Source organism: Mycolicibacterium sp. XJ662, from assembly GCF_053484035.1.
This window is the reverse complement of sequence record NZ_JBEFTL010000003.1, coordinates 483,341-509,831: the sequence shown is the minus strand read 5'-3', so window position 1 is coordinate 509,831 and position 26,491 is coordinate 483,341. Positions and strand designations below refer to the sequence as shown.

Genomic DNA, 26,491 nt, shown 5'->3' with positions numbered 1-26,491 from the left:
GGGCAGGGGGCCTAGCCCAGCCAGGAACCGATGCGGCGCAACGCCTCATCGATATCGCCGGTTGGCCCGGCGAACGACAACCGCACGTAAGAGCCACCGCGTGCGGGGTCGAAGTCGATGCCCGGTGCAATGGCAACACCGGTGTCGTTGAGCAGCTTCGAGCAGAACGACAACGAGTCGGTGGTCAGGTGCGACACATCGGCGTACACGTAGAACGCGCCGTCGGTGGGCGCCACCCGGTCGATGCCGATACCGCGCAACCCGTCGAGTAGCAGGCGACGGTTGGCGGCGTAGTGCTCCAGCAGCGCATCGGCCTCGGCGACCGACTCCGGCGTGAAGGCCGCGACGGCCGCAACCTGCGCCAGCGCCGGCGGACAGATGGTGAAGTTCCCGGTCAGGCAGTCGACCGCGCGCTGCAGTTCCTTGGGCACCAGCAGCCAGCCCAGCCGCCAACCCGTCATCGCGAAGTACTTCGAAAAGCTGTTCACCACAACGGCTTCCCGAGACGTCGACCACGCGCAGCTCGTCGCTGGGGCACCCTCGTAAACCAGGCCGTGGTAGACCTCATCGCTGATCAGCCGCACACCCGACGACTCGCACCAGGATGCGATCGCGGCCAACTCCTCGGGCGGGATCACCGTGCCGGTCGGGTTGGCCGGGCTCGCGACGATGACGCCCTGCACCGGTGGATCCAGTTCGGCGAGCATCTGCGCGGTCGGCTGGAACCGCGTCTCGGGCCCGCACGGGATCTCGACGACTTCACAGCCCAACGCCGAAAGGATGTTGCGGTAACACGGGTAGCCCGGGCTGGCGATCGCGACCCGGTCGCCGACGTCGAAACACGCCAGGAACGCCAATAAGAACCCACCCGACGAACCGGTGGTGATGACCACGTCATCCGGGTCGACGGTCAACCCGCGTCGCGCGGAATACGACTGCGTGATCGCCTCACGCAGTTCCGGGATCCCCAGCGCGACGGTGTATCCGAGCACGGTGTTGTCGAGCGCCTCCTTGGCCGCGGTCCGCACCGCCGCGGGTGCCCCGGCGCTGGGCTGGCCCGCCGACAGGTTCACCAAATCACCGTGGCTGCGTTGGCGCTCGGCGGCAGCCAGCCACACGTCCATCACATAGAACGGCGGAATGCCCGCCCGCAACGCAATCTTCCCGCTCATCACCGGTGATCCTCGCACGCCGGCACGGCCAGGCCGCGCAGCACGGCACAGTCCGCACCCGGTCCGCCGTCGCAGACGCCGTCGGCCGCATCGAGAAACCCCGCGATGTCGCGCTCGAGCGCATGCAACTCCGCGATCTTCTCCCGGATCGACGCCAGATGCGTCTCGGCCACCTCACGGGCCTCGCTGCAGGACCGGTCGTTGTCTTGCATCAGCGACGCCAGCGTGCGCACCTGGTCGATCGGAAAGCCGAACTCCCGGCAATGCCGGATGAAAGTCACCCGCCCGACGGCGTCGTGACGGTAGCGGCGTTGACCGCCCACCCGGCCCGGCAGCGGCAACAGGCCGATGTCCTCGTAGTAGCGGATGGTGGACGGCGTCGTGCCGGCCGCCCGCGCCAGTTCCCCGATCTTCAGTTCCGTCCGAGCCATCGAAAACATCCCGCTCTCTTGAACCTCAAGCGACGTGAAGGATCACCATCGAGGATATGGAACCGTCCCCCGCATGTAACCTGCCGGCGGCCGACTACCGGAAACGCCTCGCGTGGATCCGTGCGCTCAACTCCACAGCCCTGCGTGACTACCGCCGCGAAAGCCGAGAGATCCGGCTCGAATACGACCCGAGCGCCGTCGAGCGCGTGCTCGAATTCGTCCGCGGCGAGCGCGAATGCTGCCCGTTCCTCGGCTTCACCGTGCACGAAAACCGTGACGCGGTCGTGGTGCGCATCGAGGTGCCCGACGATCTGCGCCACGCCGCTGACGACCTGTTCGCGCCCTACACCCCGTCATGATCGAATTCGAGGCCACCGACGCCCGCGACGTGCTCGTCGTTCACGCGCGCGGCAAGTTGACCCGGGCGGATTACCGCGACATCCTCGCGCCGCGGATGCAGTCGCTGCTAGACGAGACCGACAGCCTGCGGGTGATGTTCGTGATGGACGAACCCTTCGAGGGTTGGAATCTCGGCGCCGCATGGGAGAACACGCTGTTGGATATCAGACACCGCCGCGACTTCGAGAAGGTGGCGATGGTGGGGGCGCCGAAATGGGAGGAGTGGTGCGTCAAAGTGGCGGCCGCATTGCTGATGAAAGGCCAGCTGGCGACGTTCCCGCTCGATGAACGTGCGCAGGCGTGGAAGTGGCTGCGCGCCTGAGCTTTACAGCACCTCGGGTTCGAGTCGGCGCAGATGTTCGCGGGGCGGCCCGAGTAGCTGCGCGCTGCCGTGCGCACGCTTGAAGTACAGCTGGATGTCGTGCTCCCAGGTGATCGCGATACCACCGTGCATTTGCACCGCCTCGGCCGCCACGTTGGAGAACGCCTCGCTGGCCGTCACCCGCGCCAGCGCCGCCGACGTGGCCGACGGCGCATTGATCGCGTCGTCGACCACTGCACGCGCCGACTGCACCGCGACATACAGATCGGCCATCCGGTGCTTGAGCGCCTGGAAGCTGCCGATCGGGCGGCCGAACTGCACCCGCTCCTTGGTGTACTGCACGGTCAGGTCGAGACAGCGCGACGCCGCGCCGATCTGCTCGGCCGCCAACAGGATCGCCGCGGTGTCGGCAAGGCCGGGATCGGCGCCGACGTCGGCGGTGTCGCGCGGCTGGATTCGCGCCAGCCGGCGCGTGGGGTCCATGGTGTCGACGCGCTCGGCGCTGAAATCGGTCCACCGGGTGAGCCGGTCACCGTCGGCGGCGATCACGACGTCGGCGACGTCGCCGTTGACCACGTAGTCCGCGTCGAACACGACGGCGCCCAGCCGGGTGCCCTCGGCCAGCCCCTCGAGCGCGGCGGTGTCGGGCTCCTCAGTGGCCAGCAGGGCCAGCTCCGCGAGCGTCGTGCCCAGCAGGGGGGTGGGCACCAGCGCCTTACCCAGCTCCTCGAGGACGACGGCGGCGTCGGCGAGCTCACCGTCTGCACCGCCCAGTTCCTCGGGCACCACCAGCGCCGCGGCGCCGACTTGCTCGCACAGCAGCTGCCATAGCGTCTCGTTGTAGCCGCGTTCGGATGCCATCGCCTCGCGCACCGCGGCCGGTGCCGCGTGTTTGTCGATCAGCGCCGCGACGGTCTGCCGGAGCAGTTGACGTTCTTCACTCATGCGCGATCCGCCTTCGCTCCTCGCTGGCGCTCACAGCGCCTCCAATACCCGTCGCCGGTGCACGGTCGGATCACCCCAGGCCGAGCGCAGCGCCTGCACCCGCAGCAACCACAGGGACAGGTCGTGTTCCTGGGTGAAGCCGATCGCGCCGTGGGTCTGCAGCGCCGAACGCGCTGCCATCAGCGCGGCGTCGGCGGCGGCGACCTTGGCGGCGCTGACGTCGCGGGCGGTGTCCGGCGACCCGTCGGCCAGCGACAGCGCCGCGCCGTACACCAGCGGGCGCGCCAGTTCGACGGCGATGTGCACGTCGGCGAGCTTGTGCTTGATGGCCTGATAGGTGCCGATCACCTTGCCGAACTGGCTGCGCTGCTTGGCGTATTCGACCGACATGTCCAGCATCGCCTGCCCCGCGCCGACCAGTTGGGCGGCCGTGGCCAGCACGCCGAACTCATAGGCTCGGTTGACGTCGGCAGCCCGCGCTTCACCGGATGCCGTGACGTCGAAGAGCTTTCGGGCCGGGTCGACGGACTCGTGCGCAGCGCCCGCGGTGGCGTCGCGAACCTCACCGTCGGCTGCCCACAAGACCAGCCCCGCGGCCTGCGCATCCACGGCGCGCGGAACCTGCGGAGGCAGGGCTACGGTGGCGATCAGCTCACCGGCGGCCAACGCCGCACTACGCTCATCGTCGGCCAGCAGAACCGGTGCCACCGCAACCGATTCGACGACCGGCCCGGGCACACACCAGCGGCCGAGCCGTTCGGCGGCGACCACCAGATCGACCGGGTGCGCCTCGATGCCGTCGTACTTCTCCGCCACGTTCAGCGCGGTGACGCCGAGTTCGGCCAGCTGCGACCACACCTTGCGGCCGGGCGCGGTGTCACCGTCGGCCCACGCCCGTATCGCGCCGGGCAGATCGGCCGCACCGAGCGCGGCGTCGATACTTGCGGCGAAGTCGCGCTGCTGTTCGTCCAGTTCGAAGTTCATGTGTCTACTTTCTGGGCAGACCCAGCAGGCGCTCGGCGATGATGTTGCGCTGAATCTCGTTGGTACCGGCGTAGATCGGGCCCCCGAGTGCGAACAGCAATCCGTCAGTCCACGAATCGGCCAGCTCGCCGTCGGCGCCGCGCATGTCCAGCGCGCTCTGGTGCAGCGCGACGTCGAGGTCAGACCAGAACACCTTGGTCACGCTTGACTCGGCGCCCAGCTCACCGCCCGCGGCCACCCGGGTGACGGTGCCGAAGGTGTGCAGCCGGTAGGCCTGCGCCTTGATCCAGGCGTCGGCCACCCGGTCGGCGTAGGCGGGTTTGGGGTTCTCTTTCCACTGCGCGACAAGGCGTTCGGCCGGCGCGAGAAAGCGCGCCGGGCTGCGCAGCGACATACCGCGTTCGTTGCTCGAGGTGCTCATCGCGGCACGCCAGCCGTCGTTGACGTCGCCGATGACGTCGTTGTCGGGCACGAACACGTCGTCGAGGAAGACCTCGCCGAACCCGGTGTCACCGCCGAGCTGGGCGATGGGCCGCACCGTCACGCCGTCGGCTTTGAGGTCGAACATGAAATAGGTCAGGCCGCGGTGCCGTTCGGCCTCCGGGTCGGACCGAAACAACCCGAACGCCCGCTCCCCGAACGGGGCCCGCGAACTCCAGATCTTCTGGCCGTTGAGCAGCCAGCCGCCGTCGGTGCGTGTCGCCGTCGAACGCAACGACGCGAGATCGCTTCCGGACTCGGGTTCGGACCAGGCCTGGGCCCAGATCTCCTCACCGCTGGCCATTTTCGGCAGCACCCGGTCGAGCTGTTCCTCGGTGCCGTGTGCGAACAAGGTCGGGGCCAGCATGGACGTACCGTTGGCGCTCGCGCGACCGGGGGCGCCGGCGCGGAAGTACTCCTCCTCGTACACCACCCATTGCAGCAGGGAAGCGTCGCGGCCGCCGTACTTTTCGGGCCAGGTGATCACCGACAGGCCCGCGTCGAACAGCACCTTGTCCCAGCGCCGGTGCTGTTCGAACCCCTCGGCGGTGTCGTAGGACTTCGTCGGGAACGAATCCCGGTTGGCCCCAAGGAACTCGCGCACCTCGGCCTGGAACTCGAGCGTCGCGTCGTCGAAACTCAGATCCATCAAACTCTTTCCCTCAAGATCGGCTTGACCACCTTGCCGCCCGGGTTGCGTGGCAGCGCGTCGAGGAACTCCACCGACCTCGGTGCCTTGAAGTTGGCCAAATGCTGCCGCGTGTAGGTGATTACCGTCTCTTCGTCCAGCTCGACACCTGGTTTGGTGACCAGGAACGCCTTGCCGACCTCACCGAGGCGTTCGTCGGGCACACCGATGACCGCCGACTCGGCGACGCCGTCGAGTCGGGCCAGCACTTGCTCGACCTCGGCGGGATAGACGTTGAACCCGCCGCAGATGTACATGTCCTTGAGACGGTCGGTGATCTGCAGGTTGCCGCGGTCGTCCACGCGTCCCACGTCGCCGGTGTGCAGCCAACCGTCGGCGTCGATGGCCGCGGCAGTGGCCTCGGGGTCGTCGAGATAGCCGAGCATGACGTTGGGGCCGCGCAACAGCACCTCACCGGCGCCGTCGTCATCGGGTGCGTCGATGCGCAGTTCGAAGCCGGCGATCGGACGCCCGCAGGTGGTGGCGACGGTGACCGCGTCGTCGTCGGCGCGGCACATGGTGCCGAACCCGCTGGCCTCGGTGAGCCCGTAGGCGGTCAGCACGATGTCGATGTCCAACTCGTCCTGCATGCGTTCGATCAGCACCACCGGGATCGTCGCGGCGCCGGTGACCGCGAACCGCAGCGACGTCAGGTCGTAGTCGCCGCGGCGCGGGTGGTCCAGCAGGCTCTGGTAGATGGTCGGGGGACCGGGCAACACGGTGATCTTGTGTTGGGCAACGGCTTGCATCGCCTGCTCGGGATCGAAGGTGAGCTGGGGGATGAGCGTCGCACCGGTCTGCAGGCAGGCCAGGATGCCGGCCTTGTAGCCGAAGTTGTGAAAAAACGGGTTGATGCACAGGTAGCGGTCGGCGCTGGTGAGCTGGCCGCACTCGGCCCACGCTGCGGGGGCGGCCAGCGACTGCCGGTGTGCGCATAGCGCGCCCTTGCTGCGGCCCGTGGTTCCGGAGGTGAACAGGATGTCGGACACGTCGTCGGGCGTGACGTCCGCCGCGCGGGCGTCGACGGCCGCCAGATCCGTTCCCCGCGCGACGAACTCGTCCCAGGTGCCGTCGTCCTTCTCGATCGGGACCCGCACGATGTGGCGTAGCTGCGGCAGCGCGTTTCGGTCGAGCGAAGCGGCTTTGTCGGCGCCGAGGAACTCACCCGAGGCGAACAACAACGGTGCGCCGGTGCGGCCGATCACGTCGGCGGCTTCACTGGCGGTGTAGCGGGTGTTCAGCGGGACCAGGACGCCGCCTGCGTAGTGGGTGGCCAGGCAGGCCACCACCCAGTGCCAGGTGTTGGGTGACCAGATCGCGACGCGGTCGCCGGCGGCGATGCCGAGGTCGATCATCGCCGCGGCGGCGGTGCGGACCTCGTCGCGCAACTGGGCGAAGGTGAACGTCCGGTCGTGGGTGACCAGGGCCGGGTGGTCGCGGAATCGGTCGGCGACATGGTCCAAGACCTGGGGAATGGTCCTTGGATCCGAACTCATCGACGCTCCCTTAACAAAGCAAGTGCTTGGTAGGTTAGCCTACAAGGGTGATTGAGGTCGAGGCGTTCCGGGCCGAGGTCCGCGACTGGTTGGCCGCCAACCTGGTCGGTGAGTATGCCGCGCTCAAGGGCTTGGGTGGGCCCGGCCGCGAGCACGAGGCGTTCGAAGAACGACGGGCGTGGAACCAGCATCTGGCCGCCGCCGGGCTCACCTGTCTGGGGTGGCCGGAGGAGCACGGCGGGCGCGGCCTGTCGGTGGCGCACCGGGTGGCGTTCTACGAGGAGTACGCGATCGCCAACGCCCCCGCCAAGGTCAACCACTTCGGTGAGGAGTTGCTCGGGCCGACGCTGATCGCCTACGGCACCCCCGAGCAGCAGAAGCGCTTTCTGCCCAAGATCCTCGATGTGACCGAGCTGTGGTGCCAGGGCTATTCAGAGCCCGGCGCGGGTAGCGACCTCGCCAACGTGTCGACGACCGCTGAACTCGACGGCGACCATTGGGTCATCAACGGGCAGAAGGTGTGGACGTCGCTGGCGCATTGGGCGCAGTGGTGCTTTGTCGTCGCGCGCACCGAGAAGGGCTCCAAACGGCATGCGGGTCTGTCGTATCTTCTGGTGCCGCTGGAACAACCGGGTGTGGAGATCCGCCCGATCGTGCAGCTCACCGGCGACTCGGAGTTCAACGAGGTGTTCTTCGACGACGCCCGCACCGAGGCGACGCTGGTGGTGGGTGAGCCCGGGGACGGCTGGCGGGTGGCGATGGGCACGCTGACGTTCGAGCGCGGGGTGTCGACGCTCGGTCAGCAGATCGAGTACGCGCGTGAGCTGTCCGGTGTGGCCGAGTTGGCGAAACGGACTGGCGCGGCCGATGATCCGCTGATCCGGGAGCGGCTGACCCGGTCCTGGGTGGGGCTGCGCGCGATGCGCTCGTATGCGCTGGCGACCATGGACGTCGAACAACCGGGCCAAGATAACGTGTCGAAGCTGTTGTGGGCCAACTGGCATCGCGAGCTCGGCGAGATCGCGATGGATGTGCTCGGCCGTGACGGGCTGACGCTGACCGGCGGCGTCTTCGACGAGTGGCAGCGGCTGTACCTGTTCTCGCGGGCCGACACGATCTACGGCGGCTCCAACGAAATCCAACGCAACATCATCGCCGAGCGGGTGCTCGGCCTACCGAGGGAGGCCAGGCCTTCGTGAACCTGTCCGAAGCCCCCAAAGAGATTCCCGGACATGGACTTCTGACCGGCAAGGTCGTCGTCGTCACGGCCGCGGCCGGCACCGGTATCGGATCGGCCGTCGCGCGTCGCGCACTTGCCGAGGGCGCCGACGTCGTCGTCTCCGACCACCATGAGCGCCGGCTCGGCGAAACCCGCGACCAGCTCAGCGAACTCGGCCTGGGCCGGGTCGAGAGCGTGGTGTGCGACGTCACCTCCACCGCGCAGGTCGACGCGCTGATCGCGTCGACGACGGCCCGGATGGGGCGGCTGGACGTGCTGGTGAACAACGCGGGCCTCGGCGGGCAGACGCCGGTGATCGACATGACCGACGAGGAGTGGGACCGCGTCCTCAACGTCACGCTGACGTCGGTGATGCGTGCGACGCGCGCGGCGCTGCGCTACTTCCGCGACGCCGACCACGGCGGTGCGATCGTGAACAACGCCAGCGTATTGGGTTGGCGCGCACAGCATTCACAGTCGCACTATGCGGCGGCCAAGGCCGGGGTGATGGCGCTGACGCGGTGCAGCGCGATCGAGGCCGTCGAGCACGGCGTGCGGATCAACGCGGTGTCGCCGAGCATCGCGCGGCACAAGTTCCTGGAGAAGACCAGCAGCTCAGATCTGCTGGACCGGCTCTCGGAGGGTGAGGCGTTCGGCCGGGCCGCTGAGCCGTGGGAAGTGGCGGCCACCATCGCGTTTCTGGCCAGTGACTACTCCAGTTACCTGACTGGAGAAGTGATCTCGGTGTCGAGCCAGCACCCATGAGTAGCCAGCCGGTGAGCAGACGCGACGAGCTACTGGAGCTCGCCGCGTCCATGTTCGCCGAGCGCGGGTTGCGCGCGACCACCGTTCGCGACATCGCCGACTCCGCCGGAATCTTGTCCGGCAGCCTGTACCACCACTTCTCTTCGAAGGAAGAGATGGTCGACGAGGTGTTGCGTAACTTCCTGGACTGGCTGTTCACCCGCTATCAGGAGATCGTCGACACCGAGCCCAACCCGCTCGAGCGGCTCAAGGGCCTGTTCATGGCGTCGTTCGAGGCGATCGAGCATAGGCACGCCCAGGTCGTCATCTACCAGGACGAGGCCAAACGGCTGTCCGGTCAAGACCGGTTCTCCTATGTCGAAGAGCGCAACCGCCAGCAGCGCAAGATGTGGCTGGACCTGCTCAACCAAGGCGTCGAGGAGGGTTACTTCCGGCCCGACATCGACGTCGACCTGGTGTACCGCTTCATCCGCGACACCACCTGGGTTTCGGTCCGCTGGTATCAGCCGGGCGGACCGCTCACGGCCGAGGAGGTCGGCCGTCAATACCTCGCTATCGTTCTTGGTGGCATCACTAGAGAGAAGGACCCCCATGCCTGACGCCTATGTCATCGACGCCGTCCGCACCGCCGTCGGCAAACGCAACGGATCGCTCGCCGGAGTGCACCCGGTCGACCTCGGCGCGACCGGGTGGCGCGGGCTGTTCGACCGCAACGACGTCGACCCCGGCGCGGTCGACGACGTCATCGCCGGCTGCCTCGACACCATCGGACCCCAAGCCGGCAACATCGCCCGGCTCTCGTGGCTTGCGGCGGGCTTCCCCGAAGAGGTTCCCGGCGTCACCGTCGACCGGCAGTGCGGCTCCAGCCAGCAGGCGATTTCTTTTGGCGCCCAAGCGATCATGTCCGGCACCGCCGATCTGATCGTGGCCGGCGGCATGCAGAACATGAGCCAGATCCCGATCTCGTCGGCGATGACCGTCGCCGAACAGTTCGGGTTCACCTCGCCCACCAACGAATCCAAGAGCTGGCTGCACCGCTACGGCGACCAGGAGATCTCGCAGTTCCGCGGTGCCGAGCTGATCGCGGAGAAGTGGAACATCTCCCGCGAAGAGATGGAGCAGTTCTCGCTGACCAGCCACCAGCGCGCCCAGGAGGCGATCCGCGCCGGCTACTTCGAGAACGAGATCATCCCCGTCGAGGTCGACGGCGGCACCTTCGTCACCGACGAAGGCCCGCGCGACACGTCGCTGGAGAAGATGGCCGGGCTCAAGACACTGTCCGAAGGCGGGCGGTTGACCGCCGCGATGGCCAGCCAGATCTCCGACGGTGCCAGCGCGGTGCTGCTGGCCTCGGAAAGCGCCGTACAGGCACATAATCTCAAACCCCGCGCCCGCATCCACCACATCAGCGCCCGCGGCGCCGACCCGGTGTTCATGCTGACCGGGCCGATCCCCGCCACCGAGTACGCCCTGAGGAAGACGGGTCTCTCCATTGATGACATCGACACCGTCGAGATCAACGAGGCCTTCGCGCCGGTGGTGATGGCCTGGCTGAAGGAAACCGGTGCCGACCCGGCCAAGGTCAACCCCAGCGGCGGCGCGATCGCCCTCGGTCACCCGCTGGGCGCCACCGGCGCCAAGCTGTTCGCCACCATGCTGAACACGTTGGAGCGCACCGGCGGTCGCTACGGCCTGCAGACCATGTGCGAGGGCGGCGGCACCGCCAACGTCACGATCATCGAGCGCCTCTGATCAGCTCGCGGGAGGTTGGCCTTCGGTAGCGCTCAGCTGGCGCAACTGCGCGAACCCGTTGTGCCGCTGGGCCTCCAGTGCCCAGATCAGCGCGATCACCGGCAGCGGCGCCAACGCCGCCCACCAGTTCGCGCCCGCGGGTAGCAAGTCGGCGATCACCTGCGCCCGCGGCGTCCCGTTCACCGTGGCGGGCAGCCAGTCGACGAGTAACGTCTCCAGCAGCCGGGTGGTCTCGAACGGTCCGAGGGTGGTTGCGATAACCCAACTGGCCCACCCGATTCCGAGTGCCCACGGCCACGCCAGCAACAGCGATTGCTTGTCGACGAGTTCCGCTGCGCACCGTACGGTCTCCGCGAGGAAGGCGAAGCCCAGGGCGGCCAACAGCACCCCGATCTGCGCGGCGAGCAGGTCGTCGAGCACCGAGTGCGCCAACTCCGCGTCACGACGCGTCGGCAGCCCGATCGCCAGCGCGACCACGCCCGCCAGCAGGGCCAGCGTCGCCAACCTGGCGGTGGTGTCGGCGACGCGGTCGAACGAGTCGACGACGGTGCGGACCACCAGCCGCGACGATTCCGCCGGGCCGGTTCGGTAGAACACCACGAGCACCAGCCCCGAGACCGCGGTGGCGATCACCCAGGTGGCCACCGCGGTGCCCACCGCCGTCAGGGCAACCGAACCCAGCAGCGGCACCACCACGTCGTCGGTGTCCACGCCGGAGCGGATGACCAGCAGCGGCACCGCCCCGAAGGCCAGCACCCCTGCCAGCCGCAGCACCAGCGGAAAGGTGAACCGGGTCAGGTCGGCGGGGTTGAGGTCCAGCTTGCGGTGACGGACGGTGTCGATCTCAGCGCGCAGCACCGACCGCAGGTGTGACGGCCAGCGCGACAGTCCCTTCCGCGAGCCGATCAAGAATGATCGTGGATGACAACGCCGCGGATGTTGCGGCCGGCGAGCATATCGTCATAGGCGTCGGTGATCTCGTCGAGCTTGTACTCGTGGGTCACCGTCTCGTCGAGCAGCAACTTGCCGTCGCGGTAGAGGTCGAGCAGCCGTGGAATGTCGGCGCGCGGGTTGGCCTCGCCGTACAGGCTGCCCAGCAGACGCTTCTGGAAGAGCGTGAACATCATCATCGGCAGGGTCGGTGTCATGTCGGTCATCGCGGCGATCGCGGTCATCACCACCGCACCGCCCTTGCGCACCAGGTTGAGCGCGTCCTCGATCATCGGGCCTTCCAGCAACCCCATGGTCAGCAGCACCGAGTCGGCCATCACGCCGCGGGTGAGGTCACCGACAAGCTGCATCGCTTCGGCCGTCGATGTCGCGAAGTGGGTGGCGCCGAACAGAAAAGCCTTGTCCCGCTTGCTCTCCACGAGATCGACGACGACGATTCGCTCCGCACCGGCCAGCCGCGCACCCTGGATAGCCCCGCTGCCGATACCCCCGCAGCCGATGACCACCACGGTGTCGCCAGGACGCACCTTGGCGGTGTTGACCGCCGATCCCCAGCCCGTCGTCACCCCGCAGCCCAGCAGGCAGGCCCGTGACAGCGGAATATCGTCGTCGATCTTGACAACCGAGGCCTCGGGCACGGTGCCGTATTGGGAGAAGGTGCCGACGAGCGCCATCGCCCCGACATCCGTGCCGTTGAGATGACGACGGTAGGTGCCGTCCAACTGGGTGCCGGTCATGATCATCGCGCCGAGATCGCAGAGGTTCTGCTGGCCCGTGGAACACCACCGGCAGCGACCGCACGCCGGCAGGAACGACGCGACCACATGGTCGCCGGGCGCCAAACCAGGCACGTCCGGGCCGACCTCCTGCACGACGCCCGCGCCCTCGTGGCCGCCGACGAGCGGCAGCGGCGCAGGAAGATCGCCTCGTTGGACGTGTTCGTCGGAATGGCAGAGCCCGGTGGCTTCCCACGTCACCAGCACCTCGCCCGCCTGAGGCGGATCCAAGTCGAGTTCCTCGATGCTCCAGCCGGCGCCGAACTCCCACAAAACCGCTGCCTTGGTCTTCATGCGCCGAGTGTAGGAAGCGGTGGCGGCAGAAATCGGCGAATCGGCCTACTGCGCGAGTGCCAGCCCGCCCAGCGCGACGATCCAGCTGGCGAAGCTGCCACGAGGAAGTACTCGACGACGTCGTCGATGCCGATGTGTCCGTTCTCCCGGGCCTTCTGGGCGTTGATTTCCGGGAACCGGATGATGCTCTTGGCGGCGACGACGGCGGTGGCGGCCGCGAGCTGTCCGGCCAGCCCGAGGCCGAGGATCAGCAGCCGTTCCATCGGGCCGAGCAGTCGGCCACCCTTGAGCCGGTCCGACGGCTGCGGCTCGCCGGCCGGCTTCACCGCGCCGACCGCGCCGAGGACCAGACGCACCAGTTGGTTTCCGGTCACCACCTGTAACAACACCACGCCGACGATCATCAGCAGCCGGTCGGCGTCCACGCCGCGGATACCGGGCAGACCGACCCAGGCGACCCAGCGCTGCACCAGCCCGGCCACGTCAGAACCCAAGCCCGACAACACAAGAAGCAGCCCGACGGCCACACCGAACACCACCAGCGACGTCAACTCGCGCTCGCCGGTGCGCTCGGCGCGCGCACACAGCACGACCCAGCACACGCTGGCCACCGTGGCGATCGCCAACAGGACGATGTCGCCGAGGTGCCACAGCGCGGCCAGTGCCGCACATCCGACGATGACGACCGGTGCGGCCAACACGGGCAGCCAGAGCCGGTGCGTCAGCCGCCGGATGATGTCGGCGATGCCCATCGCGATGAACATCACCGCCAGCGCGCTCACGGGATGCTCCTCAGATATGCCGACGCCACCACGATCAAATCCAGCCCGTCCCGTCCGGCGCGCTGCGAAACGGCCGAGGCGCTGATGCCCTCGGTGACGGCGATGTCCTTCTTGGTGTGCTCGCTCAACAGTCCCTTCACGATCCGTAGTGAGCGGTCATCGAGCGATCCAAGCAGATGGTCCCGACAAATCAGCGCGGCGTTGATCGCGTCGGCGTCGCCGCGGGCATCGCCGGCACGAAACGACGTGCGCACCAGCGCCAGACCCGGTTGCCGCTGGGCGGTGGCGGTCCACTGGATGGCCTCGCGGGCCGCCCACCAGCCCGGTCCGTCCTGGATGCCCGCCGTGGCGTCGAGCACCGTGACGGCGCCCCAGCCGACGCCGAACCGGACGTCGATGTCGGGTGCGACCGCCAGCCGGATGGCCAATGCCGCGTCGATCGCCGCGCCGACGGTCCGATAGCTGCCCTGAAACTCATCGCCGACGGTGAAGGCGGCCGGATCGATCGCCCCGCCTGCCGCGTCGGCCAGCGCGCTGTTGAGGGTGCGGTGTGCAGCGGCGCGGTCCGCCACGTGGCGTGAGCCGACCACGTCGCCGATCAGCGTCGCGCGGAGGTCTGCTGAAGCCTGAACCTTCATCAGCGACATATGAAGAGTATAGCTTTATTTAGATCAAATTAAGCAATACTCTTTACTCAATGTATGCGGCGGCCTGCCGCAGGTGCTTGACCGCGTCGTCGACGATCGACTCGACCAGCTCGGCGCACGAGGGGAGGTCGTCCAGGATGCCCGCGACCTGCCCGGACGCCAACACGCCCGCATCGGTGTTGCCTTCCACCAGGCCGGCCTTCAACAGCATCGGGGTGTTGGCGGCCATCACGACCTGCGACCACGTCAACTCCTTGCCGTGGCGCATCTCCAGGCCGTCTTTGATCATCGACCGCCAGGTCATGCCGGACATCTTCTTGAACTTCTGGGCGTTGCGCACTGCCGCGGTGAAGCCGCGAAGCCGTGAACCGCTTTCGAGCTTCTCGACGAGCCCGGTGCGCAATACCCGGTGCGGCATGCCGTCGACACGGGTTGAGACGACGGTGCCGTCCAGCCCGGCCTCCAGGTAGCGCCGTTTGACCGCCTCGGGCACCGTCGACTCCGACGTCAGCAGAAACCGGGTGCCCATCGCAACGCCGGCCGCGCCGTAGGAGAGCGCCGCCGCGAGGCCGCGGCCGTCGAAGAAGCCGCCCGCAGCGACCACCGGGATGTCGACGGCGTCCAGCACCGACGGCAGCAGCAGCGTCGTCGCGATCGGACCGGTGTGGCCGCCGCCTTCACCGCCTTGAACGATCACCGCGTCGGCGCCCCAGCCGGCGACCTTCTTGGCATGCTTGGCCAGCCCGACTGACGGAATCACCACTACGCCGGCCTCTTTGAGCTTGGCGATCAAATCCGGCTTGGGCGCCAACGCAAACGACGCGACCTTGACCCCCTCGCGGATCAGCAGGTCGATGCGATCGTTGGCGTCGCCGGCGTCGGCGCGGATGTTGATGCCGAACGGTTTGTCGGTCGAGCTCTTGACCTTGGTGACCGCGGCCTGCAGTTCGTCGAGCGTCATGGTCGCCGACGCCAGGATGCCGAGGCCGCCGGCGTTGGAGGTCGCCGACACCAGCCGTGCGCCCGCCACCCAGCCCATCCCGGTCTGGACCACCGGATGTTCGATGCCGATGAGCTCGGTCAGCGGGGTGCGCAGCCTGTGCGACGGAGTGCTCACCTTATCTCCTTGTCCCGCAGGCCTTTCGGATCGATAGCCGTGCGGATCAGGTCCAATTCACGTTCGGTTGGCAATCGGGTCGGTTCGGCTTTGTCCAGATCGTGAACCTCGAAGGAGGTGTTCTCGGCCACCTCTTCGGGCCTGATGCCGGGATGTAGCGAAACCGCCCGCATCTGATGGTCGGGCCCGTTGAAGTCGAACACCCCTAGGTTGGTCACCACCCGGAACACGTTGACGAAACGGAACGCCGGGTTGTCCGGATCCACCTTGTCCCAACCGATGCCCGACACGACGTCAACGGCCTCGCCGAACACCCGCTTGGAATGGTTGCCCACCCAGTAACTGGTGGCGTGGTTGATGGTGTTGCCGGGGGCGCCGCGCACGCCGAACATCTGCCGGGTGGGTTGTTGCAACGGTCCGAACGCCGACAGGTTCTGGTTGCCGTAGCGGTCAATCTGGTTGGCGCCCATGACGACATGGCGCCGTCCCCATGCCAGCGTCTCGAACACGCGGCCGAACGGCATCCAGCCCTCGATAGCGCCAGCCGCGCCGACCGCGGGGGTATCGGCCAGCAGGCGTGCCTCGCCGTCGGTGAGCAAGATGTCGGGGGAGAACGTCAACCTCGCCAGCCGCGCGCCGATGGCCACCATCGTGGTCATCGGGCTCACCATGATCTCGCCGGCGTCGCGGAACAGTTCCGCACACGCCACCACGCACACTTCGGGACGGCTCGCGGACATCACTTTCCTGCCTCCTTGACCGACTCCGCGAACTTGCGCACCGCGGCCTGGTAGTCGGATTCGCTGCCGGACAGATATGTTTGAGTGAACTGCTGCCACGACTCGTCGGATGCGGCGGCCTCGGCGTAGTGCCGTTGGAACTTCTCGTCGCGCCGGTAATCGGGTTCGGCCGTGGTGAAGTGGGCGCCGTTGGGCGCTTCCACCACGCTGTCGACCATCATCCGGTTGATCAGCAGCGCCTGCGGCGGAACGGCTTTGACCAGTTCCTCGGTGGACACCACCCGTTCGACCGACAGGAACCGCTTCTCGGCGGCCATCAGGTACAGGTCGTCGAAATACGGATCGATGCCGGTGTAGGCGGCATTGCCCTGTGCGTCACCGAGGTTCATGTGCACGAACGCGGCGTCCAACGTGAGCGCGGGCATCGCGATCAGCTCTTCGTAATCCTCACCGGTCGGGTAGGGCGATCGCACGGTCGTGAGCTCGTCACCCCAGAAGGACCGCACATCGCTGCCCAGCCCCGCCCGAATCGGCAGGAAAGGCAACCGCTGCGCGGCCGCCTGCAGACCGCACCGCAGCATGCCTTCGTCCATCTCGCGTGCCTCGATCGTGCCCGCCTTACGAGCTTTGCCGAACCACGGGTCGTAGAACGGTGGCGAGTCCAATGACACGAAGCCGTAATACGCGCGCCGCACCTTGCCCGCGGAGCACAGCAGGCCCAGGTCGGGACCGCCGTAGGTGACCACGGTCAGGTCGGTGACGTCGGTGCGCAGCAGTGCCCGCACGAACGCCATCGGCTTGCGACGGGAGCCCCAGCCGCCGATACCAATGGTCATACCGCTCTGGAGCGAGGAGACGGCCTCTTCCAGAGTTGTTCTCTTATCGGTCATTTCGATCCCTTGTCGGTTCCGGCGAAGGCGTCACGGTGCTCGTCGGAAACCCCGGCGAGGTTCAGCTCGAACGTGAAACCCTGCTCCATGCGGTATCTCGCGTTCACCGGTTGCACGTCGATGAAGTTCAGCGCTTCCTTGGCCGCGCGGATCACCCGAGTGTCCTTGGCGGCGATGTCGCGGGCCACCCGCAGCGCCGCCTCGTCCAAGCCGTCGCGCGGCACCACTTCGTGCACGGAGCCGTAGTGGTGCAGCGTCGCGGCATCCACGGTGGCGGCGGTGAAGAACATCCGTCGCATCACGTGCTGCGGCACCAGCCGAGACAGGTGGGTGGCCGCGCCCAGCGCGCCGCGCTCGACTTCCGGAAGCCCGAACGTCGCGTCGTCAGAAGCGACGATGACGTCGGCGTTGCCGACCAAACCGATACCGCCGCCCACGCAGAAGCCGTTGACCGCGGCCACCACGGGAACCGCGCATTCATAGACGGCCTTGAAGGCGGCGTAGCAGCCGCGGTTCGCGTCGATCAACGCGGTGAAGCCCTCGGTGCGCTGCATCTCCTTGATGTCCACGCCGGCGTTGAACCCGCGGCCCTCGGCGCGCAGGATCACGACGTGGGTGGTCGGGTCCTGGCCGGCCTTGGTGAGGACATCGGCGAGTTCGAACCATCCGCGCGAGGGAATCGCGTTGACGGGCGGATAGTCGACCGTGACCGAGACGATGCCCGGTTCGGTGACGGTATGCGTGATGGTCATCTAAGCCTCCGAGCACTTCCTGGGTCCGGTAGGAAAGCAAGCACTTGCTTGGTACGCTAGCACAGTGACCGACCGGCCAGAGATCAAGCTCGGACTTCACGACAAGGTCGTGCTGGTGACCGGGGGCGTCCGCGGCGTCGGCGCCGGCATCAGCGCCGTCTTCGCCGCTCAGGGCGCGACCGTCGTCGCCTGCGCGCGCAGACCCGTCGAAGGTTCGCCGTATGAGTTCCACAGCTGCGACGTACGCGACGACGCGTCGGTTGCGGCCATGATCGAGACGATCGTCGATCGTCACGGCCGCCTCGACGTGGTGGTGAACAACGCTGGCGGGTCACCGTACGTTCCGGCCTCAGAGGCGTCGGCGAAGTTCAGCACCAAGATCGTCGAGCTCAACCTGCTTGGGCCGCTTTCGGTTTCCACCCACGCCAACGCCGTCATGCAGAACCAGGAACGTGGCGGCTCCATCGTCAACGTGGCGAGCGTCAGCGGCAGGCGGCCGACGCCGGGCACGGTCGCCTACGGTGCGGCCAAGGCGGGCATGGAGAGCATCACCAGCACCCTGGCCGTGGAGTGGGCGCCGAAGGTGCGCGTCAACTCCGTGGTCGTCGGCATGGTCGAGACCGAGCAATCGGAATTGTTCTACGGCGACGCGGATTCCATCGCGGCGATCTCCAAGAACGTGCCCCTGGGGAGGCTGGCCACCCCGGCCGACGTCGGCTGGGCTGCAGCGTTCCTGGCATCCGACGCCGCGGCGTACATCAGCGGGGCGTCGCTGGAAGTGCACGGCGGCGGTGAGCCACCGCACTATCTGGCCACCACGACAGCGGACATCAAACAATAAAGGAGACAACGGATATGGGACTGCTCGACGGTCGCGTGGTCATCGTGACGGGTGCAGGCGGCGGTATCGGCCGCGCGCACGCGCTGGCGTTCGCCGCCGAGGGGGCGCGCGTCGTGGTCAACGACATCGGTGTCGGCCTGGACGGCTCACCCGCCGGCGGTGGCAGCGCCGCGCAGGGCGTCGTTGACGAAATCACCGCTGCCGGAGGCGAAGCCGTGGCGAACGGGGCCAACGTGGCCGACTGGGCCCAGGCTGAAGGGCTGATCCAATCGGCGGTCGAGACCTTCGGCGGGCTCGATGTGTTGGTCAACAACGCCGGCATCGTGCGCGACCGGATGTTCGCCAACACCAGCGAAGAAGAGTTCGACTCCGTCGTCGCCGTACATCTCAAGGGCCACTTCGCCACCATGCGCCACGCCGGGTCGTACTGGCGCACCAAGTCCAAGGCGGGCGAGACCGTGGATGCCCGCATCATCAACACCAGTTCCGGTGCGGGGCTGCAGGGCAGCGTGGGACAGGCGAACTACAGCGCCGCCAAGGCCGGGATCGCCGCCCTGACGTTGGTGGCGTCGGCGGAGATGGGCCGCTACGGCGTCACCGTCAACGCGATCGCGCCGTCGGCGCGCACTCGGATGACCGAGACCGTGTTCGCCGAGATGATGGCGACGCAGGATAAGGACTTCGACGCGATGGCACCGGAAAACGTTTCGCCGCTGGTGGTTTGGCTCGGCAGCGCCGAGTCCAAGGACATCACCGGCAAGATGTTCGAGGTCGAGGGCGGCAACATCCGGGTCGCCGAGGGCTGGGCGCACGGTCCACAGGTCGACAAGGGCGCGCGGTGGGATCCCGCCGAGCTGGGCCCGGTCGTCAAGGACCTGCTGGCCAAGGCGCGTCCGCCGGTTCCCGTCTACGGGGCCTGATCACCCGAGCCGGGGGTTAAGCGGCGACCTGCGCCGATCCCGCGTCGGCGTCGGTGTCGGAATCGCTGTCGGTGTCGGTGTCGGTGCTGTCGACGTCGGCGTCGGACTTACCCGGTGCCATGGTGCCGCCGAAGCGGTCGGTGATCGCTGTGACCAAGCCCTTGAGATCGCGAGGCTCGGCGTCGACCTCGGCGTCGGCCTCAGCGTCTTCGTCGACATCGACATCGACAGCTTCGACGGTGTCACCGGGATTGACCTTGTTCCCGTCCGTCAGATCCGTTGCCCCCGCGCGCTTCTTCACCTTGGTCAGCAGCGGCGCGGCGTCGGCGTCGGCGGTCGTCTCGACGGGCGTCGTCTCCGGCTCGATCGTTGGCGCGTCAGCCTCCGCGTCCAGCGAGCTGACATCGGCGGCGTTGATGTTGACCGGTTCGTCGACCGTCTGCGCGGATGGGCCGCGGAACTCGTCGACGACGTCCCGAATCACGTTGGGCACGAACTCGACCGCGGTCTTGACGACGTCGATCACCCCGTCTCGAACGGCGTTCGCCAACGCGGCGATGTCCCCGCTGGCGAATGCCCGCCCGATGTTGTACAGCGCGGTCTGCGGCGCGACGATCAGATCGCGGGTGTGGACCAAGAGCTTGGTTAGCAGCGGCGGGTTGGCGCTGACTTCTACCCCGGCCCAGCTCACCAGCGTCCACCCCTCCTCGGGGCTGCCTTCGACCACGACCGTGTCGGTGTTGCCCAACGTATGGCTGAGCATCAAACCGAGATCGGGATTGTCGACGTTCATCAGCGTCCAGAACATGATGGTCGCGCCGTGGCTGAACACCACCGGATTCTCGACGCCGTCTTCATACATCTGGCGCAGCGCGCCGTCGACCCGCGCGTCGAACGCATTGCCGTCCTCAGACCCCAGCACCGGGACGAAGCGCAGCCCGAGCGTCCAGGCCATCGCCGGTAGGCCGTAGAGGAGCCGTTGGATCCCGCGGTCGTCTCGCGCACCTTCGAGCCAGCCGCCCGGTATCTCCCGCAGGCTCGTCAATTGTGAGATGTCTTGTCCGGTGAGGGCGGCAAGGGCCTGCGCGGTCTCCATGGTTCGTTGCAGCGGCGACGAGTAGATCGCATCGAAGTCCTGGCCGGCGAGCACCGCGGCGGCGGCCGCTGCCTCTGCGTGGCCCTGCTCGGTGAGTCCGCGGCCCGGGATGTCGGTTTCGATGATGTGGTCGGCGTTGGCCTGCGATTCAGCATGTCGCACGAACGTCACCGTCATCGACCAGGCTGGGATCGCCGAGATGACGAACAGCAGCGCCGCGGTGAGCACGGTGAATAGAGTTCGAAGTATCCGCCGATCCCGCACCGACCGCTCCTTTGGTAAAGCCACCTCGACGGCTCAGACAGTAGCCCGATGGCCTAACAAAAAGGCCGGAATACGTTAACTCGCAACACCGATCAGGGTTCGCAGACTACGAGCGGGATGACCCGGTCGGTCCAGGACTGGTAATCCTCGTAGGTCGGGTACATCTCGACCAGCTTCGGCCAGTACTTCGCGCGTTCGGCGTCGGTCGCGTCTCGTGCGGTCAGTTCGAGCACATCTTTCTTGATCTGCACCTGCACCTTGGGGTTGGCCTTGAGGTTGAGGTACCACATCGGGTGCTTGTCGCTGCCGCCTTTGGACGCGGCCACCACGACGATGTCACCGTCGCGATGGAAGTACAACGGGCTGATCCGCGGCTGGCCCGTCTTGCGGCCGGTGGTGGTCAGCAGCGCCACGGGGATGCCTTGGAAGTCGCTGCCGAAGCCCTCGCCGTCGCTGCGGCGGTACATGTAGGTGTTGACCTTCGCCATCCACTTGATGAAGAAGTCCGCTGGCTTGGTGTCCATGAAACGCGGGCGCGACTTTGCCATGGCGGTCATCCTATGCTCGGGAAATGGACCAGGAAATGCGCACCGTGTCGGACGCCGACCGGATCGCGGCCGCAGACGCGTACATCGATGCGCTCGCCAGCCATCGCGCCGACCAGGTGCCGTTCGCACCGGGCTGTGTCCGGATCGAGGTGGGCATCAAGACCGGTTTCTCCGGAGATCATCTGCGGCGCAGCCTGAACCGCGGCCCGCAGTACCTCGTCATCGACGCGACCGCCGATCGCGAGTTCCGCGTCGACGGCGACCACGTGCACGCGACGTTCACCGTGGTCACCAAGGCGGCGCTGGGCGGGCGCCGCGTCGTCGCCGACGTCGACGAAACCTTTTTGATCCCAGCCGCCGACGGCCAGATCCACCACATCAGGGCGAAGATCCGTCCGCGCATCGCGCGCGACTGACGCTCGCCGGCAGAAAGCGCTAGATCCGCTCGATGATCGTGCCGGTGGACAGCGCACCGCCGGCGCACATCGTGATCAGCGCCGTGCTCTTGTCGGTGCGCTCGAGCTCGTGCAGTGCGGTGGTGATCAGCCGGCTACCGGTGCTGCCCACCGGATGCCCCAGCGCGATCGCCCCGCCGTTGACGTTGACCTTGTCCATATCGGGGTTGTGCACCCGGGCCCACGACAGCACGACCGACGCGAAGGCCTCGTTGATCTCGGTGATGTCGATGTCGCCCATCTTCATCCCGGCCTTCTCAAGCACCTTGGCGGTCGACTGCACGGGTCCGTCGAGGTGGTAGTAGGGCTCGGCGCCGACGAGCGCTTGGCTGACGATGCGGGCGCGCGGCTTCAGACCCAGCGCGCGGGCCTTGTCTTCGTCCATCCACAGCACCGCGGCCGCACCGTCGGAGATCTGCGACGACGTCCCCGCGGTGTGGATCCCGCCCTCGATCACGGGCTTCAACGACGCCAAACCCTCCACCGTGGTGTCGCGCAACCCCTGGTCACGGGTCACGACGTGTCGCTCGCTGGTCGGCTGCTTCTGCTCGTCGAGCACCGGGGCCTCGATGCCACTGATCTCGCGGTCGAACCGGCCCTCGGCCCAGGCCTGCTTGGCCTTGGCCTGCGATTGGAAACCGAACTGGTCGATCTCTTCGCGGGTGATCCCGCGGCGCCTGGCGATCCGCTCGGCGGCGGTGAACTGGTCCGGCAGGTCGATGTCCCACGACGACGGGCGCAGGATGCTGCGGTCGGGTCCGGCGTTTGCGCCCAGCCCCACCCGGCTCATCGCCTCGATGCCGCAGGCGATGCCGATGTCGATGGCGCCCGCGGCGATGAGGCCGGCGACCAGCCCGTTGGCCTGCTGGCCGCTGCCGCACTGGCAGTCCACCGTCATCGCGCCGACATGATCGGGCAGCCCGGCGACCAGCCAGCTCACCCGGGTGATGTTGTTGGACTGCTCACCGAACTGGGTGACGCACCCACCGATGACCTGTTCGACGTCCCCGGCGTCGATCCCGGCTTTCTCGACAAGAGCCTTCTGCGTTGCGCCTAGCAACTCCGTGGCGTGCAGGCCGGACAACCAACCGTTGCGCTTTCCGATGGGGCTACGAGTGGCTTCAACAATGACAGGATTACCCATTACGTCAGGCTAGAACACGTTTCATTACCCTGACAAGCGAGGATGGTTACCTGCCTTTCATCTGCGCAGAAGGCATGTTTTACTGGCACTAGAACACGTTGCATTAAGGAGCGTACGGATGTCTGGTCCGAACCTGCCCAAGGGATTCGATCCCCTCGACGCCGATTTGAACCTCAAGGGTCTACCCGTCGCTGAGCTCGCCGAACTGCGCAAGTCCGACCCCATCCACTGGGTCGACGTACCCGGTGGCACCGGCGGCTTCGGAGACAAAGGCTACTGGCTCGTCACCAAGCACGCCGACGTCAAGGAAGTCTCTCGGCGCAATGATGTCTTCGGCAGCTCGCCCGACGGCGCCATTCCCGTCTGGCCGCAGGACATGACCCGCGATGCCATCGATCTGCAGCGCAGTGTGCTGCTCAACATGGACGCCCCGCAGCACACCCGGCTGCGCAAGATCATCTCCCGCGGCTTCACCCCCCGCGCGATCGGGCGCCTCGAGGACGAACTGCGCGCCCGCGCGCAGAAGATCGCCGAGACCGCTGCCGCGCAGGAAAGCGGCGACTTCGTCGAACAGGTGTCGTGTGAGCTGCCGCTGCAGGCCATCGCCGAGCTGCTCGGTGTTCCGCAGGAGGACCGCGACAAGATCTTCCGCTGGTCCAACGAGATGACCGCCGGTGAGGACCCCGAGTACGCCCATGTCGACCCCGCGATGTCGTCGATGGAGCTGATCCAGTACGCCATGCAGATGGCCGAGGAGCGGGCCAAGAACCCGACCGAGGACATCGTCACCAAGCTGATCGAGGCCGACATCGACGGCGAGAAGCTCACCGACGACGAGTTCGGCTTCTTCGTGGTGATGCTGGCGGTGGCGGGCAACGAGACCACCCGCAACTCGATCACCCACGGCATGATCGCGTTCTCGCAAAACCCCGACCAGTGGGAGCTTTACAAGAAGGAACGTCCCGAGACCGCCGCCGACGAGATCGTGCGCTGGGCCACCCCGGTTTCGGCGTTCCAACGCACCGCGCTCGAGGATGTCGAGCTCGGCGGGGTGAAGATCAAGAAGGGCGAGCGGGTGGTGATGTCCTACCGGTCGGCCAACTTCGACGAAGAGGTCTTCGACGACCCGCACACCTTTAATATCCTGCGCGACCCGAACCCGCACGTCGGCTTCGGCGGCACCGGTGCGCACTACTGCATCGGCACCAACCTGGCGCGCATGACCATCAACCTGATCTTCAACGCGGTCGCGGACCATATGCCCGACCTCAAGCCGATCGGCGACCCCGAACGGCTGAAGTCGGGGTGGCTCAACGGCATCAAGCACTGGCAGGTTGACTACACCGGTAAGTGCCCCGTCAAGCACTGATCGGTACCGAACCCGCGCGGGGCGCGTCGTTTGCAATAAGGAGGACGGGTGGATTTCACGCCCAACCCGGAGCAGCAGGCTGTCGCCGACGTGGTGACATCCGTGCTCGACCGAGACAACAGCTGGGACGCACTGGTCGCCGGGGGAGTGGCCGCCCTGGCGGTGCCCGAGCGCCTCGGCGGTGACGGTGTCGGGCTGCCCGAGGTGGCCACGGCACTGACCGAGGTCGGCCGCCACGGCACGATCAGTCCCGCACTGGCCACGCTGGGTCTGGGCCTGTTGACGCTGCGGGACCTGGCTTCCGACGAGCAGCAGGACCGTTACCTCGCCGGGGTGGCCAAGGGCGCGGTGCTGACAGCCGCGCTCAACGAACCCGGTGCGCCGCTGCCCGACCGCCCGGCCACCACCCTGGCCGAAAACACACTCAACGGCACCAAGGTTGCGGTTCCCTATGCGGGACAAGCGGAATGGATACTGGTGACCGCCGACAACGGTGTCGCCGTGGTGTCGCCGAAAGCCGACGGTGTCCAGGTGACCAAGACCCCGGCCTCCAACGGCGGCGACGAGTTCACAGTCACGTTCACCGATGCGCAGGTCGACGGGGTACTCGAGGGCGCGCTGCCGCGGCGGGTCAACCAGTTGGCGTTGGCTGCGATCGGCGCATACGCCTCCGGCCTGGTCGCCGGTGCGCTGCGGCTCACCGCCGACTACGTCGCCAACCGCGAGCAGTTCGGCAAGCCGTTATCGACGTTTCAGACCGTGGCAGCGCAGCTGGCCGAGGTCTACATCGCCTCTCGCACTTTGACGTTGGTCGCGACGTCGGTGGCGTGGCGGCTCTCCGAGGGGCGTGACGCCGACGAGGACCTCGACGTCCTGGGCTACTGGCTGGCGTCGCAGGCACCCCCGGTGATGCAACTCTGTCACCACCTGCACGGCGGCATGGGTATGGATATCACCTACCCGATGGACCGCTACTACTCCACGATCAAGGACCTCACCCGCCTGGTCGGTGGTCCGTCCCACCGGCTCGACTTGGTGGGAGCCGCACTGGGCGAGCAAGGCGCCGGGAGGTAGGAATGTTCATCGAACTGACGCCTGAACAGAAGCAGCTGCAGGCGGAATTGCGAGAGTACTTCTCGAACCTCATCTCCCCCGAAGAGGCCAAGGAGATGGAGAAGGACCGCCACGGCAAGGCGTACCGGGCGGTCATCAAGCGGATGGGCTCGGACGGCAAGCTCGGTGTCGGCTGGCCCAAGGAGTTCGGCGGTCTGGGCTTCGGGCCCATCGAGCAGTCGATCTTCGTCAACGAGGCGCAGCGCGCCGACGTGCCCCTGCCGGCCGTCACACTGCAGACCGTGGGACCCACGCTGCAGCAGTACGGGACCGATGCGCAGAAGAAGAAGTTCCTGCCCGGAATCCTCGCGGGCGAAGTGCATTTCGCAATCGGCTACACCGAACCGGAGGCGGGCACCGACCTGGCGTCACTACGCACCACCGCGGTGCGACACGGCGACGAGTACATCGTCAACGGGCAGAAGGTCTTCACCACCGGCGGGCACGACGCCGACTACGTCTGGCTGGCCTGCCGAACGGATCCGGAAGCGGTCAAGCACAAGGGTATTTCGATACTCATCGTCGACACCAAGGATCCCGGCTACTCGTGGACGCCGATGATCCTGTCCGACGGCGCACACCACACCAACGCCACCTACTACAACGACGTCCGGGTTCCCGCCGACATGCTCGTCGGGGAGGAGAATGGCGGCTGGAAGCTGATCACCACCCAGCTCAACAACGAGCGGGTGATGCTCGGCCCGGCAGGCCGGTTCGCCTCGCTCTACGACCATGTGCACGCGTGGGCGTCCAAGCCGGGAAGCAACGGGGTCGCCCCGCTCGAACACGACGACGTCAAGCGTTCGCTGGGTGAGCTCAAGGCGATGTGGCGTATCAACGAGCTGCTGAACTGGCAGGTCGCCGCGTCCGGTGAGACCATCGACGTCGCCGACGCAGCAGCGACCAAAGTGTTTGGCACTGAACGTATCCAGTACGCGGGCCGGTTGGCCGAGGAGATCGTCGGCAAGTACGGGGATCCGGCCGATTCGGACACCGCGGAGTTGCTGGAATGGCTCGACAGCCAGACCAAACGGAACCTGGTGATCACGTTCGGCGGAGGTGTCAACGAGGTGATGCGGGAGATGATTGCGGCTGCGGGACTGAAGGTTCCGAGGGTGCCGCGATGAGCGCTTGCGCGA

At 67.1% G+C, this 26,491-nt stretch carries 28 protein-coding genes and 1 pseudogene; 12 read left to right on the top strand and 17 right to left on the bottom strand.

Features of this window, described 5'->3' with window-relative positions; genetic code table 11:
• Window positions 1-11: 11 nt before the first annotated feature.
• Complete coding sequence (locus tag ABQE93_RS13445; RefSeq protein WP_448407300.1) at window positions 12-1,172, bottom strand: pyridoxal phosphate-dependent aminotransferase; 1,161 nt, start codon at window positions 1,170-1,172, stop codon at window positions 12-14.
• Window positions 1,172-1,603: a MerR family transcriptional regulator gene (locus tag ABQE93_RS13440; RefSeq protein WP_448407302.1), complete on the bottom strand. Its 432-nt coding sequence runs from the start codon at window positions 1,601-1,603 to the stop codon at window positions 1,172-1,174. The genes ABQE93_RS13445 and ABQE93_RS13440 overlap by 1 nt, the downstream gene beginning before the upstream one ends.
• 56 nt (window positions 1,604-1,659) lie before the next feature.
• Here ABQE93_RS13440 and ABQE93_RS13435 point away from each other — a divergent pair, with 56 nt between their 5' ends.
• Both ABQE93_RS13435 and ABQE93_RS13430 read left to right on the top strand, forming a co-directional pair.
• The gene (locus ABQE93_RS13435) at window positions 1,660-1,962 is read left to right on the top strand and encodes a hypothetical protein (protein ID WP_448407304.1); all 303 of its coding nucleotides are present in this window, start codon (window positions 1,660-1,662) and stop codon (window positions 1,960-1,962) included.
• Complete coding sequence (locus tag ABQE93_RS13430; RefSeq protein ID WP_448407306.1) at window positions 1,959-2,324, top strand: SpoIIAA family protein; 366 nt, start codon at window positions 1,959-1,961, stop codon at window positions 2,322-2,324. Before ABQE93_RS13435 ends, ABQE93_RS13430 begins: the two co-directional genes overlap by 4 nt.
• Window positions 2,325-2,327: 3 nt before the next feature.
• On the opposite strand, the gene ipdE2 is transcribed toward ABQE93_RS13430, so the two are convergent.
• From ipdE2 to fadD3, 4 genes are read right to left on the bottom strand one after another with little or no spacing between them, the layout of a single operon-like run.
• The gene (gene ipdE2, locus ABQE93_RS13425) at window positions 2,328-3,269 is read right to left on the bottom strand and encodes an acyl-CoA dehydrogenase IpdE2 (protein ID WP_448407308.1); all 942 of its coding nucleotides are present in this window, start codon (window positions 3,267-3,269) and stop codon (window positions 2,328-2,330) included.
• 30 nt (window positions 3,270-3,299) lie between these two features.
• Window positions 3,300-4,253 carry an acyl-CoA dehydrogenase family protein gene (locus tag ABQE93_RS13420; RefSeq protein WP_448407309.1) on the bottom strand — a complete coding sequence of 318 codons (954 nt, stop codon included), beginning with the start codon at window positions 4,251-4,253 and terminating at the stop codon, window positions 3,300-3,302.
• Window positions 4,254-4,257: 4 nt separating this feature from the next.
• A complete protein-coding gene (locus ABQE93_RS13415; RefSeq protein ID WP_448407311.1) occupies window positions 4,258-5,382 on the bottom strand; it encodes an acyl-CoA dehydrogenase family protein in 1,125 nt (374 codons plus the stop codon).
• Window positions 5,382-6,917, bottom strand: coding sequence for a 3-((3aS,4S,7aS)-7a-methyl-1,5-dioxo-octahydro-1H-inden-4-yl)propanoate--CoA ligase FadD3 (gene fadD3, locus ABQE93_RS13410; protein WP_448407312.1), 1,536 nt, complete (start codon window positions 6,915-6,917; stop codon window positions 5,382-5,384). Before fadD3 ends, ABQE93_RS13415 begins: the two co-directional genes overlap by 1 nt.
• Window positions 6,918-6,964: 47 nt before the next feature.
• Here fadD3 and ipdE1 point away from each other — a divergent pair, with 47 nt between their 5' ends.
• The 4 genes from ipdE1 to fadA6 are packed head-to-tail and all read left to right on the top strand — an operon-like array spanning window position 6,965 to window position 10,653.
• Window positions 6,965-8,116 (top strand): acyl-CoA dehydrogenase IpdE1, encoded by a 1,152-nt coding sequence (gene ipdE1 / locus ABQE93_RS13405; RefSeq protein WP_448407313.1) that lies wholly within the window; start codon window positions 6,965-6,967, stop codon window positions 8,114-8,116.
• Window positions 8,113-8,901: a (5R,7aS)-5-hydroxy-7a-methyl-1-oxo-2,3,5,6,7,7a-hexahydro-1H-indene-carboxyl-CoA reductase gene (ipdF, locus tag ABQE93_RS13400; RefSeq protein ID WP_448407315.1), complete on the top strand. Its 789-nt coding sequence runs from the start codon at window positions 8,113-8,115 to the stop codon at window positions 8,899-8,901. Before ipdE1 ends, ipdF begins: the two co-directional genes overlap by 4 nt.
• On the top strand, window positions 8,898-9,500 hold the full coding sequence (gene kstR2 / locus ABQE93_RS13395; RefSeq protein ID WP_448407317.1) for a TetR family transcriptional regulator KstR2: 603 nt from the start codon (window positions 8,898-8,900) through the stop codon (window positions 9,498-9,500). The genes ipdF and kstR2 overlap by 4 nt, the downstream gene beginning before the upstream one ends.
• Entirely contained in the window at window positions 9,493-10,653 is a 1,161-nt protein-coding gene (fadA6, locus tag ABQE93_RS13390) for a steroid 3-ketoacyl-CoA thiolase FadA6 (protein ID WP_448407319.1), read from the top strand. The genes kstR2 and fadA6 overlap by 8 nt, the downstream gene beginning before the upstream one ends.
• On the opposite strand, the gene ABQE93_RS13385 is transcribed toward fadA6, so the two are convergent.
• The 8 genes and pseudogenes from ABQE93_RS13385 to echA20 form a co-directional block, all read right to left on the bottom strand.
• Entirely contained in the window at window positions 10,654-11,562 is a 909-nt protein-coding gene (locus ABQE93_RS13385; protein WP_448407320.1) for a hypothetical protein, read from the bottom strand. It abuts the gene before it with no gap.
• Window positions 11,559-12,674 (bottom strand): NDMA-dependent alcohol dehydrogenase, encoded by a 1,116-nt coding sequence (locus tag ABQE93_RS13380; protein WP_448407322.1) that lies wholly within the window; start codon window positions 12,672-12,674, stop codon window positions 11,559-11,561. The genes ABQE93_RS13385 and ABQE93_RS13380 overlap by 4 nt, the downstream gene beginning before the upstream one ends.
• A gap of 45 nt (window positions 12,675-12,719) precedes the next feature.
• Window positions 12,720-13,456, bottom strand: a pseudogene (locus tag ABQE93_RS13375) (hypothetical protein).
• The gene (locus ABQE93_RS13370; protein WP_448407324.1) at window positions 13,453-14,103 is read right to left on the bottom strand and encodes a SatD family protein; all 651 of its coding nucleotides are present in this window, start codon (window positions 14,101-14,103) and stop codon (window positions 13,453-13,455) included. The pseudogene ABQE93_RS13375 and the gene ABQE93_RS13370 overlap by 4 nt, the downstream one beginning before the upstream one ends.
• A 43-nt stretch (window positions 14,104-14,146) precedes the next feature.
• Window positions 14,147-15,220 carry a (3aS,4S,5R,7aS)-5-hydroxy-7a-methyl-1-oxo-octahydro-1H-indene-4-carboxyl-CoA dehydrogenase gene (gene ipdC, locus ABQE93_RS13365; protein ID WP_448407326.1) on the bottom strand — a complete coding sequence of 358 codons (1,074 nt, stop codon included), beginning with the start codon at window positions 15,218-15,220 and terminating at the stop codon, window positions 14,147-14,149.
• Entirely contained in the window at window positions 15,217-15,960 is a 744-nt protein-coding gene (gene ipdB, locus ABQE93_RS13360) for a cholesterol ring-cleaving hydrolase subunit IpdB (RefSeq protein WP_448407328.1), read from the bottom strand. Before ipdB ends, ipdC begins: the two co-directional genes overlap by 4 nt.
• A complete protein-coding gene (gene ipdA / locus ABQE93_RS13355) occupies window positions 15,960-16,850 on the bottom strand; it encodes a cholesterol ring-cleaving hydrolase subunit IpdA (RefSeq protein ID WP_448407330.1) in 891 nt (296 codons plus the stop codon). Before ipdA ends, ipdB begins: the two co-directional genes overlap by 1 nt.
• Window positions 16,847-17,602, bottom strand: a complete 756-nt coding sequence (gene echA20, locus ABQE93_RS13350; RefSeq protein ID WP_448394701.1) for a (7aS)-7a-methyl-1,5-dioxo-2,3,5,6,7,7a-hexahydro-1H-indene-carboxyl-CoA hydrolase — start codon at window positions 17,600-17,602, stop codon at window positions 16,847-16,849. The genes ipdA and echA20 overlap by 4 nt, the downstream gene beginning before the upstream one ends.
• A 64-nt stretch (window positions 17,603-17,666) precedes the next feature.
• Here echA20 and ABQE93_RS13345 point away from each other — a divergent pair, with 64 nt between their 5' ends.
• Together ABQE93_RS13345 and ABQE93_RS13340 are read left to right on the top strand one after the other, a co-directional pair.
• Entirely contained in the window at window positions 17,667-18,443 is a 777-nt protein-coding gene (locus ABQE93_RS13345; protein WP_448407331.1) for an SDR family oxidoreductase, read from the top strand.
• 14 nt (window positions 18,444-18,457) lie between these two features.
• On the top strand, window positions 18,458-19,363 hold the full coding sequence (locus tag ABQE93_RS13340; protein WP_448407333.1) for an SDR family oxidoreductase: 906 nt from the start codon (window positions 18,458-18,460) through the stop codon (window positions 19,361-19,363).
• 16 nt (window positions 19,364-19,379) lie between these two features.
• Here ABQE93_RS13340 and ABQE93_RS13335 read toward each other — a convergent pair whose 3' ends face one another.
• The gene (locus ABQE93_RS13335) at window positions 19,380-20,723 is read right to left on the bottom strand and encodes a histidine phosphatase family protein (protein WP_448438064.1); all 1,344 of its coding nucleotides are present in this window, start codon (window positions 20,721-20,723) and stop codon (window positions 19,380-19,382) included.
• Window positions 20,724-20,815: 92 nt separating this feature from the next.
• A complete protein-coding gene (locus ABQE93_RS13330) occupies window positions 20,816-21,271 on the bottom strand; it encodes a nitroreductase family deazaflavin-dependent oxidoreductase (protein ID WP_448407336.1) in 456 nt (151 codons plus the stop codon).
• Between the two features lie 35 nt (window positions 21,272-21,306).
• Here ABQE93_RS13330 and ABQE93_RS13325 point away from each other — a divergent pair, with 35 nt between their 5' ends.
• On the top strand, window positions 21,307-21,687 hold the full coding sequence (locus ABQE93_RS13325) for a DUF8021 domain-containing protein (RefSeq protein ID WP_448408012.1): 381 nt from the start codon (window positions 21,307-21,309) through the stop codon (window positions 21,685-21,687).
• A 19-nt stretch (window positions 21,688-21,706) separates the two neighbouring features.
• On the opposite strand, the gene ABQE93_RS13320 is transcribed toward ABQE93_RS13325, so the two are convergent.
• Complete coding sequence (locus ABQE93_RS13320) at window positions 21,707-22,870, bottom strand: steroid 3-ketoacyl-CoA thiolase (RefSeq protein WP_448407338.1); 1,164 nt, start codon at window positions 22,868-22,870, stop codon at window positions 21,707-21,709.
• Between the two features lie 118 nt (window positions 22,871-22,988).
• On the opposite strand from ABQE93_RS13320, the gene ABQE93_RS13315 reads away from it, so the two are divergent.
• Genes ABQE93_RS13315 through fadE29 form a run of 3 tightly spaced genes read left to right on the top strand, consistent with a single transcriptional unit; the run spans window position 22,989 to window position 26,479 of the window.
• The gene (locus tag ABQE93_RS13315; protein ID WP_448407340.1) at window positions 22,989-24,239 is read left to right on the top strand and encodes a cytochrome P450; all 1,251 of its coding nucleotides are present in this window, start codon (window positions 22,989-22,991) and stop codon (window positions 24,237-24,239) included.
• A gap of 48 nt (window positions 24,240-24,287) precedes the next feature.
• Window positions 24,288-25,313: an acyl-CoA dehydrogenase family protein gene (locus ABQE93_RS13310; protein WP_448407342.1), complete on the top strand. Its 1,026-nt coding sequence runs from the start codon at window positions 24,288-24,290 to the stop codon at window positions 25,311-25,313.
• 2 nt (window positions 25,314-25,315) lie between these two features.
• Window positions 25,316-26,479 (top strand): acyl-CoA dehydrogenase FadE29, encoded by a 1,164-nt coding sequence (gene fadE29, locus ABQE93_RS13305; RefSeq protein ID WP_448407343.1) that lies wholly within the window; start codon window positions 25,316-25,318, stop codon window positions 26,477-26,479.
• The last annotated feature ends 12 nt before the right edge of the window (window positions 26,480-26,491 follow it).

Excerpts from the sequence above, each read along its gene's own strand:
- ABQE93_RS13445 (WP_448407300.1), bottom strand. The coding sequence starts at position 1,172 with ATGAGCGGGAAGATTGCGTTGCGGGCGGGCATTCCGCCGTTCTATGTG.
- ABQE93_RS13440 (WP_448407302.1), bottom strand. The coding sequence starts at position 1,603 with ATGGCTCGGACGGAACTGAAGATCGGGGAACTGGCGCGGGCGGCCGGC.
- ABQE93_RS13435 (WP_448407304.1), top strand. The coding sequence starts at position 1,660 with ATGGAACCGTCCCCCGCATGTAACCTGCCGGCGGCCGACTACCGGAAA.
- ABQE93_RS13430 (WP_448407306.1), top strand. The coding sequence starts at position 1,959 with ATGATCGAATTCGAGGCCACCGACGCCCGCGACGTGCTCGTCGTTCAC.
- ipdE2 (WP_448407308.1), bottom strand. The coding sequence starts at position 3,269 with ATGAGTGAAGAACGTCAACTGCTCCGGCAGACCGTCGCGGCGCTGATC.
- ABQE93_RS13420 (WP_448407309.1), bottom strand. The coding sequence starts at position 4,253 with ATGAACTTCGAACTGGACGAACAGCAGCGCGACTTCGCCGCAAGTATC.
- ABQE93_RS13415 (WP_448407311.1), bottom strand. The coding sequence starts at position 5,382 with ATGGATCTGAGTTTCGACGACGCGACGCTCGAGTTCCAGGCCGAGGTG.
- fadD3 (WP_448407312.1), bottom strand. The coding sequence starts at position 6,917 with ATGAGTTCGGATCCAAGGACCATTCCCCAGGTCTTGGACCATGTCGCC.
- kstR2 (WP_448407317.1), top strand. The coding sequence starts at position 8,898 with ATGAGTAGCCAGCCGGTGAGCAGACGCGACGAGCTACTGGAGCTCGCC.
- fadA6 (WP_448407319.1), top strand. The coding sequence starts at position 9,493 with ATGCCTGACGCCTATGTCATCGACGCCGTCCGCACCGCCGTCGGCAAA.
- ABQE93_RS13380 (WP_448407322.1), bottom strand. The coding sequence starts at position 12,674 with ATGAAGACCAAGGCAGCGGTTTTGTGGGAGTTCGGCGCCGGCTGGAGC.
- ABQE93_RS13370 (WP_448407324.1), bottom strand. The coding sequence starts at position 14,103 with ATGTCGCTGATGAAGGTTCAGGCTTCAGCAGACCTCCGCGCGACGCTG.
- ipdB (WP_448407328.1), bottom strand. The coding sequence starts at position 15,960 with ATGTCCGCGAGCCGTCCCGAAGTGTGCGTGGTGGCGTGTGCGGAACTG.
- ipdA (WP_448407330.1), bottom strand. The coding sequence starts at position 16,850 with ATGACCGATAAGAGAACAACTCTGGAAGAGGCCGTCTCCTCGCTCCAG.
- echA20 (WP_448394701.1), bottom strand. The coding sequence starts at position 17,602 with ATGACCATCACGCATACCGTCACCGAACCGGGCATCGTCTCGGTCACG.
- ABQE93_RS13340 (WP_448407333.1), top strand. The coding sequence starts at position 18,458 with ATGGGACTGCTCGACGGTCGCGTGGTCATCGTGACGGGTGCAGGCGGC.
- ABQE93_RS13330 (WP_448407336.1), bottom strand. The coding sequence starts at position 21,271 with ATGGCAAAGTCGCGCCCGCGTTTCATGGACACCAAGCCAGCGGACTTC.
- ABQE93_RS13325 (WP_448408012.1), top strand. The coding sequence starts at position 21,307 with ATGCGCACCGTGTCGGACGCCGACCGGATCGCGGCCGCAGACGCGTAC.
- ABQE93_RS13320 (WP_448407338.1), bottom strand. The coding sequence starts at position 22,870 with ATGGGTAATCCTGTCATTGTTGAAGCCACTCGTAGCCCCATCGGAAAG.
- ABQE93_RS13315 (WP_448407340.1), top strand. The coding sequence starts at position 22,989 with ATGTCTGGTCCGAACCTGCCCAAGGGATTCGATCCCCTCGACGCCGAT.
- fadE29 (WP_448407343.1), top strand. The coding sequence starts at position 25,316 with ATGTTCATCGAACTGACGCCTGAACAGAAGCAGCTGCAGGCGGAATTG.